This is a genomic window from Jiangella endophytica, from assembly GCF_003427025.1.
In the GTDB taxonomy this organism is placed as follows: Bacteria; Actinomycetota; Actinomycetes; order Jiangellales; family Jiangellaceae; genus Jiangella; species Jiangella endophytica.
The window spans coordinates 1-7260 of the sequence record NZ_QVAI01000044.1; the positions used below are offsets into that span (position 1 = coordinate 1).

The following is a 7260-nucleotide window of genomic DNA, read 5'->3' on the forward strand; positions in this document are numbered from 1 at the left end:
CGATGATCACGCCGCCGCGCTCGTTGAGCATCCGGTCGGCCCAGGCGAACATGGCGCCGGACCTCTTCCCGCCCTCGATGCGGTGCCGCACCTTGGTGCCGGCGGTGCGCCCGATGAAGTACGAGATGTGGTCGCCGACGAACGCACCGGCCGAGGCGGCCAGGATGACGAACAGCAGGTTGGGCACGCCGTCGGCGGCCGCGAACACGCCCGCCGTGATGACCAGCGACTCGCTGGGCACCGCCGGGAAGAAGCCGTCGATGGCCGAGATGGCGAAGAGCACCACGTAGACCCAGGGTGACCCCATGACGTCGCGGGCGGCCTCGATGATGGCGTCGTTCATGGTCCCCGTGTTCTCCGTTCGCCGAGCGGTCACCTCCGACCCTACGTGGCGCGGCGGCGCGGCACATGCGACCTCAGTCGGACCTCGACCCTGGACTTCTGGTGGGGGTCGGCCCGGGGTCAGTCCTGGAACGCCTCCGGCGACGGGCAGGAGCAGACCAGGTGGCGGTCGCCGTACGCGCCGTCGATGCGACCCACCGGCGGCCAGTACTTGTCCTCGCGGCTGGCCGGCGACGGGTACACGGCGCTCTGCCGGTCGTACGGGTGCGACCACTCGGCGACCAGCGACGAGGCGGTGTGCGGCGCGTTGACCAACGGGTTGTCGTCGGCCGGCCAGTCACCGGCGGCGACGCGGTCGGCCTCGGCGCGGATCGCGATCATCGCGTCGCAGAAGCGGTCCAGCTCGCCCTTGTCCTCGGACTCGGTCGGCTCGATCATCAGCGTGCCCGCGACCGGGAACGACATGGTCGGCGCGTGGAAGCCGTAGTCGATCAGCCGCTTCGCGACGTCGTCGACAGTGATGCCGGTGATACGAGTCATCGGGCGCAGGTCGACGATGCACTCGTGCGCGACCAGCCCGCCGCGGCCGGTGTAGAGCACCGGGAAGTGGTCGCGCAGCCGCACCGCGACGTAGTTGGCGTTCAGCACGGCGGTCTGCGTGGCCAGCTTCAGCCCGGCCGGGCCCATCATCCGGATGTAGGCCCACGGGATCGGCAGGATCGACGCGGACCCGAACGGCGCCGCCGCGATGGGGCCGACGCCGGTCGCGGGGCCCGCCTCGGGCAGCAGCGGGTGGTTCGGCAGGAACGGTGTCAGGTGCGCCCGCACGCCGATGGGCCCGACGCCGGGACCGCCGCCGCCGTGCGGGATGCAGAACGTCTTGTGCAGGTTGAGGTGGCTGACGTCGGCGCCGAACTCCCCCGGCTTGGCCAGCCCGACCAGCGCGTTGAGGTTGGCGCCGTCGACGTATACCTGCCCGCCGCCCGCGTGCACCAGCGAGGCGATCTCGGTGATGCCCTCTTCGTAGACGCCGTGCGTCGACGGGTAGGTGACCATGATCGCGGCCAGCCGGTCGGCGTGCTCGTCGATCTTCGCCCGCAGGTCGGCGAGGTCGACGGTGCCGTCGTCGGCCGCGGCGACCACCACGACCCGCATGCCGGCCATGACCGCCGACGCCGCGTTGGTGCCGTGCGCGCTGGACGGGATCAGGCAGACGTCGCGCTGCTCGTCGCCGTTGGACCGGTGGAACGCGCGGATGGCCAGCAGCCCGGCCAGCTCGCCCTGCGACCCGGCGTTCGGCTGGATCGACACCGCGTCGTAGCCGGTGACCGTCGCCAGCCAGCCCTCCAGCTGGCGGATCAGCGCGAGGTAGCCGTCGGCCTGCTCGACCGGCGCGAACGGGTGGATGCCGGCGAAGCCGGGCCAGGTGATCGGCTCCATCTCGGTAGCGGCGTTGAGCTTCATGGTGCACGAGCCGAGCGGGATCATGCCGCGGTCCAGCGCGTAGTCCTTGTCGGCGAGCGTGCGCAGGTAGCGCAGCATCGACGTCTCGGAGCGGTGCGTGTTGAAGACCGGGTGGGTGAGGTACGGGCTGTGCCGGCGCAGGTGCTCCGGGATCGCGACGGCGCCGGGGCCGGCGGCCGCGGGCACGCCGAACGCGCGCAGCACGCGGGTGAGGTCGGCGTCGGTGGTGACTTCGTCGCAGGCGATGCGCACCTCGTCGATGCCGGCCAGGCCGAGGTTGACGCCCAGTTCGTCGGCGTCGGCGACGACGGCGGACGCCCGGCCCGGCACGCGCGCCAGGACGGTGTCGAAGTATGCGTCGTGGACCACCTCGACGCCCCCGGCCCGCAGCGCCGCCGCGAGCGCCGTCGCGTGGCCGTGCACCCGCGACGCGATCTCGCGCAGCCCTTCGGGACCGTGCCAGACGGCGTACATCGACGCGACGACGGCCAGCAACACCTGCGCGGTGCAGATGTTCGACGTCGCCTTCTCGCGGCGGATGTGCTGCTCGCGGGTCTGCAGCGCGAGCCGGAACGCCTGGGCGCCGGTGGCGTCCTTCGAGACGCCGACCAGCCGGCCCGGCAGGCCGCGCTCCAGGCCCGCCCGGACGGCCATGTAGCCGGCGTGCGGCCCGCCGTAGCCGAGCGGGACGCCGAAGCGCTGCGACGTCCCGACGACGACGTCGGCGCCGAGCTCGCCGGGCGGCGTGAGCAGCGTCAGGGCGAGCAGGTCGGCGGCGACGGTGACCAGCGCGCCGCGCTCGTGCGCGGCCTCGACCACCGGTGCGAGGTCGCGGATGCGCCCGGACGCGCCCGGGTACTGGACGACGACGCCGAACAGCTCGCCGTCGGGCAGTCCCGCGTCGAGGTCGGCGACGACGACGTCGATGCCGAGCGGCTCGGCCCGGGTCTGGATGACGGCGATGGTCTGCGGCAGGCAGTCGGCGTCGACGACCACGGTGTTCGCGGTCGTGCCGCGGCTGGAACGGCGCATCAGCGTCATCGCCTCGGCGGCGGCGGTCGCCTCGTCGAGCAGGCTGGCGTTGGCCGTCGGCAGCCCGGCGAGGTCGGAGACCATGGTCTGGAAGTTCAGCAGCGCCTCGAGCCGGCCCTGCGAGATCTCCGGCTGGTACGGCGTGTAGGCCGTGTACCAGGCCGGGCTCTCCAGCACGCGGCGCACGACGACCGGCGGTGTCACGGTGTCGTGGTAGCCGAGGCCGATCATCTGGGTGTGCCGCTGGTTGCGCCGCGACAGCGCCCGCAACTCGTCCAGCGCCTCGGTCTCGGTGCTGGCCGGCGGCAGGTCGAGCGCGCCGAGGTTGCGGATGGCGTCGGGCACGGCCGCCTCGACCAGCGCGTCGAGCGTCTCGTATCCGACGGCGTCGAGCATCTTCGCGATCTCCTCGTCGCGCGGCCCGACGTGCCGGGCGACGAAGGGCGCCTCGCTGGCCACGGAGGACAGTGGCTGGAACTGCTGGGACATCGGCGGAGCTCCTCGGACGTATATGACGAGTCAGCTCCCCCTCTGTCGTCGCCCACGAGGGACGGCTTCAGAGTGGCCTCGCCCGACCGGTCCTTGCTGCCTGAGAGGTTGGCGGGGATGTTGCCCCTTCGGCGCCTCGCACCGCGTGGTGCGAGAACTCTCCCGGCCCGGGTCCACAGCTCGTCGCCAGCATAGCTCGCCCCGGTCCGGCCGGCGACGCGGACGCGCGGACCAGTGGCGCGCCCCGTCACCGCGTCAGTCGCGCTCCCAGCGCGCCTTGCCCTGGTCGCCCGGGTGCCGGCGGCGGAAGCTGTACTTCGGGATCCGCTCGTGCGGCACGACCGGGACACGCCGGAGCAGGCTGGCGTCCCACCACTGCTCGGCGCGCTCGACCGCCCACACCGGCAGGTGGGCCGGATAGTGACGGCGGCCGCGGTCCGGCATGGCCACCAGCGGCGTTTCCTCGATCACCTCGCCCCCATCCTCAGGGTCACCGTCGCCGATCAGGGCCCACCGCAACCGGCACGCCTCCAGACACGCGGTCATCACCCTCCAGGAGGCCTCAGCACGCCCGGCTTCGGTCCTGACGATCGCCGACAGCGACACGCCCGCACGCTCGGCCAGCTCCCGTTGGCTCAGGCCGGCGTAGGCCCGCGCCGTCCGCAGCACGCTGCCCGCTGCGGACAGGTCGATGCAATAGTCGCCAGACCTGCCTTCATGCCCCCACGTAGGCGTCGCCGGAGACGATCGCGCCCGTTCTCCCGTCGTCTGCTCGATCATGAGACCAGCCGACCACGCGCAGCCCCGCCGCCGAGGCCCCGAACCACGACATGTGGACGATGCGGCCGATTCCTTCGCCCTGTGGACAACTCGCTCCGGCGTACCGCGGCGCGGCGTCTCAGGAGTGCTTGTCACCACACTGGAGCTCTGCCGTCGAATCAGACGGCAGAGCTCCAGTGTGGTGACAGGTGGTCCAGCCGGCCCGGCGACCTGCGACGCGGACGCGCGGACCGGTCGGGTCCGGGCCCGACGACACGAACGCCCGCCCCGGCGACCGGGACGGGCGTTCCTCGAAGCTGGTGGGGTCTACTCGCCCGAGGCGCGGGCGCGGCGGCGAGCGGCGAGCTGGTCGCCCGGGTGCTCGGCCGGCGGCTCGCCGGGCTTCTCGGCCGGCAGCTCGACGAGGGTGGCCTCGATCTCGCGCCACACCCGGCCGACGGCGATGCCGAAGACGCCCTGGCCGCCCTGCACGAGGTCGACGACCTCGTCGGCGGACGTGCACTCGTAGACGCTGGCGCCGTCGCTCATGAGCGTGATGCCGGCGAGGTCCTCGACGCCGCGGTCGCGCAGGTGCTGGACCGCCTGGCGGATCTGCTGCAGCGAGACGCCGGTGTCGAGCAGCCGCTTCACGATCTTGAGCACCAGGATGTCGCGGAACGAGTAGAGCCGCTGGCTGCCGGACCCGGCGGCGCTGCGGATGCTCGGCTCGACCAGACCGGTGCGGGCCCAGTAGTCGAGCTGGCGGTACGTGATGCCGGCGGCGCTGCAGGCCGTCGGGCCGCGGTAGCCGACGTCCTCGGGGACCGGACCGACCATGCCCTCGAACAGCAGGCCCTGCCGCGTGGCGGCGCGACCGGCCGCGGCGCTACGACCGGCGTCACCTGCCGCGCCGGTACCGGATGTGCTGTCTGCGCTCACGCCGACCCCTTCGTGGTCCCATGCCTCTTGCGACGTCGTGTTACACCAGTGACGTTAGGGCCGGGCCCCACGCCGGTCAATGCAACACGCGGCAAGTCTCAAGCTCGACTTCAGCTCTAGACAGAAATCACATCAGTCACACGAGTAACACGCGCACCCGGGTTGTCTCCCGTCACCCGGCCGGCTGCCGACTGGTACGTCGCGTGGGAGGCCATGGGTGTCGGGTCCTAACCGCTGAAGTCCTCGGGAGTGACCTCGTCGAGGAACTGGCGGAACCGGGCCACCTCGTCCTCCTGGTCCTCCGAATCGGGGTCGGCCATGAGCACGCCGGCCTCGTCGAGCAGCGGCTCGGACGCGTAGATGGGCGAACCGGTGCGCAGCGCGAGCGCGATGGAGTCGGACGGGCGCGAGCTGATCTCGAGCCCGCCGGACAGCACCAGCTCGGCGTAGTAGGTGTTGTCGCGGACCTCGGTGATGCGGACCTGCTCGAGCGTGATGCCGGCGGCGTCGAGCACGTCTTTGAACAGATCGTGGGTCATGGGTCGTGGCGGCACGACACCCTGCTGGGCGAAGGCGATGGCCGTGGCCTCCACCGCACCGATCCAGATGGGCAGGAACCGGTCACCACCCACCTCACGCAGAAGGACGATGGGCTGGTTGGAGGGCATCTCCACACGGACGCCCACGACGTCTAGCTCGCGCACGCCTTCAACACTACCCCCGGTTCCGGCCGCGCCCAGCGCCAGAACCAGCCAGCGGACGCCTCAACGCGAGAGCCGGCGCGTCCCCGCGTCGACGAGCGCCGCGTGCAGCCGGACGGCGAGCCTGGCGACGTCGGCGGCGGCCTCCTCGGCCCGGCCGCGGGAGTCGGCGCCGCGCTGCCGGAACATCGGCGCCACCACCTGCTCGACCAGCCCGACCTGCCGCTCGGCGGCGGTCCGGACGGAGCGCAGGTGCCGCGGCTGCAGCCCGTACTGGGCCAGTTCGCCGGCGGTACGGGCGACCAGCAGGGCGTCGGCGTCGTACGCGCCCCCGCGGCGCGCCGTCACCAGCCCGTAGGACTCCAGCTCGGTCAGCATGTCGTCGGAGATGGCGGCCGCCTCCAGCAGCGACGCCCGCGGCAGCAGCACCTCGTCGCTGGCGCCCGCGGCCGCGGTGTACGGCGTCACGGTGCTGCCACCCTCGGTGACCAGCTCCATGCCCCTGTCGAGCTGCTCGAGCTGCTCCTTGATGACCCGCAGCGGCAGGTAGTGGTCACGCTGCACGGTCAGGACGTACCGCAGCCGCGCGACGTCGTCGTGCGTGAAGCGGCGGTAGCCCGACGGCGAGCGCTGCGGCTCGACCAGGCCTTCGGTCTCGAGGAAGCGGATCTTGGAGATGCTGACGTCGGCGAAGTCGGGCCGCAGCTGGGCGAGCACCTCGCCGATGCTCATCGTCTGGCCGGCCGGCGCGGCGTCACGCCGCGCCGGCCCGGAGGCACGCGCCGAGTTCCCCTCGGCGGGGCTCACCTCGGCCCGCCTCCGAACCCGTGCTGGCTGGAGTAGTAGACCAGGCGGTACTTGCCGATCTGCACCTCGTCGCCGTTGCTGAGGGCCACCTCGTCGATGCGGTCGCGGTTGACGTAGGTGCCGTTGAGGCTGCCGACGTCGGAGACGACGAAGCCGCCGGGCATGCGCCGGAACTCCGCGTGCCGCCGCGAGACCGTGACGTCGTCGAGGAAGATGTCGGAGTCGGGGTGCCGGCCGGCGCTGACGACGTCGGTGTCGAGCAGGAACCGGCTGCCGGCGTTGGGGCCGCGCAGCACCACGAGCAGCGCGCTGCCCTCGGGCAGGGCGTCGACGGCGGCCTGGTCGGCCGCCGCGAGGTCGCTGGAGTCGTCCCGCTCGACCTGCGCGGTCTCCTCGCGCACCATGGCCATGGTGCTCGTGGCGTCACCCCCCGTCTCGGCCGGCTGCATGGGCCGGACCAGCGGGGTTCCGCAATTGGAGCAGAACTTCGCGTCGGACGGGTTTTGGTGCCCGCACTGGGTGCAGAACGGCATCAGCTGGCCTCCCGCCGAGGGTCTCCCCACGGCTTCGACTCGTCGGCGCTCCGAGTGTCTCACTCACTCTCGACCAGCGCCTGAGGGTTTACGGATGTTGGCAACCTAGAACCGGCCGCCGCCAGGGTCAACCGGCGACTCAGCCCTCTACCTGGGAACGGTAGTCGTCGGCCGTGAGCAGCTGATCGACGGCC

The 7260-nt window shown here is 72.2% G+C and carries 7 protein-coding genes, 1 pseudogene and 1 riboswitch; all 8 genes and pseudogenes read right to left on the reverse strand.

The window, feature by feature from the left end; genetic code table 11:
• A partial coding sequence (locus tag DZA62_RS35090; protein WP_198664543.1) for a DedA family protein occupies positions 1–343 on the reverse strand: 343 nt, incomplete at its 3' end.
• A 119-nt stretch (positions 344–462) separates the two neighbouring features.
• Entirely contained in the window at positions 463–3327 is a 2865-nt protein-coding gene (gene gcvP / locus DZA62_RS35095; RefSeq protein ID WP_116953638.1) for an aminomethyl-transferring glycine dehydrogenase, read from the reverse strand.
• Positions 3328–3404: 77 nt separating this feature from the next.
• A riboswitch (glycine riboswitch) is annotated at positions 3405–3502 on the reverse strand.
• Between the two features lie 80 nt (positions 3503–3582).
• Positions 3583–4107 carry a helix-turn-helix domain-containing protein gene (locus tag DZA62_RS35100; protein ID WP_116953640.1) on the reverse strand — a complete coding sequence of 175 codons (525 nt, stop codon included), beginning with the start codon at positions 4105–4107 and terminating at the stop codon, positions 3583–3585.
• A gap of 306 nt (positions 4108–4413) precedes the next feature.
• Positions 4414–5025 (reverse strand): MerR family transcriptional regulator, encoded by a 612-nt coding sequence (locus tag DZA62_RS35105; RefSeq protein WP_408620298.1) that lies wholly within the window; start codon positions 5023–5025, stop codon positions 4414–4416.
• 227 nt (positions 5026–5252) lie between these two features.
• Entirely contained in the window at positions 5253–5729 is a 477-nt protein-coding gene (locus DZA62_RS35110; RefSeq protein ID WP_116953642.1) for a bifunctional nuclease family protein, read from the reverse strand.
• A gap of 60 nt (positions 5730–5789) precedes the next feature.
• The gene (gene ftsR, locus DZA62_RS35115; RefSeq protein ID WP_116953647.1) at positions 5790–6458 is read right to left on the reverse strand and encodes a transcriptional regulator FtsR; all 669 of its coding nucleotides are present in this window, start codon (positions 6456–6458) and stop codon (positions 5790–5792) included.
• 71 nt (positions 6459–6529) lie between these two features.
• On the reverse strand, positions 6530–6943 hold the full coding sequence (locus tag DZA62_RS37085) for an FHA domain-containing protein (RefSeq protein ID WP_269813964.1): 414 nt from the start codon (positions 6941–6943) through the stop codon (positions 6530–6532).
• A 75-nt stretch (positions 6944–7018) separates the two neighbouring features.
• Positions 7019–7066: pseudogene (locus tag DZA62_RS37780) on the reverse strand (hypothetical protein); the annotation flags it as partial.
• Positions 7067–7260: the final 194 nt, after the last annotated feature.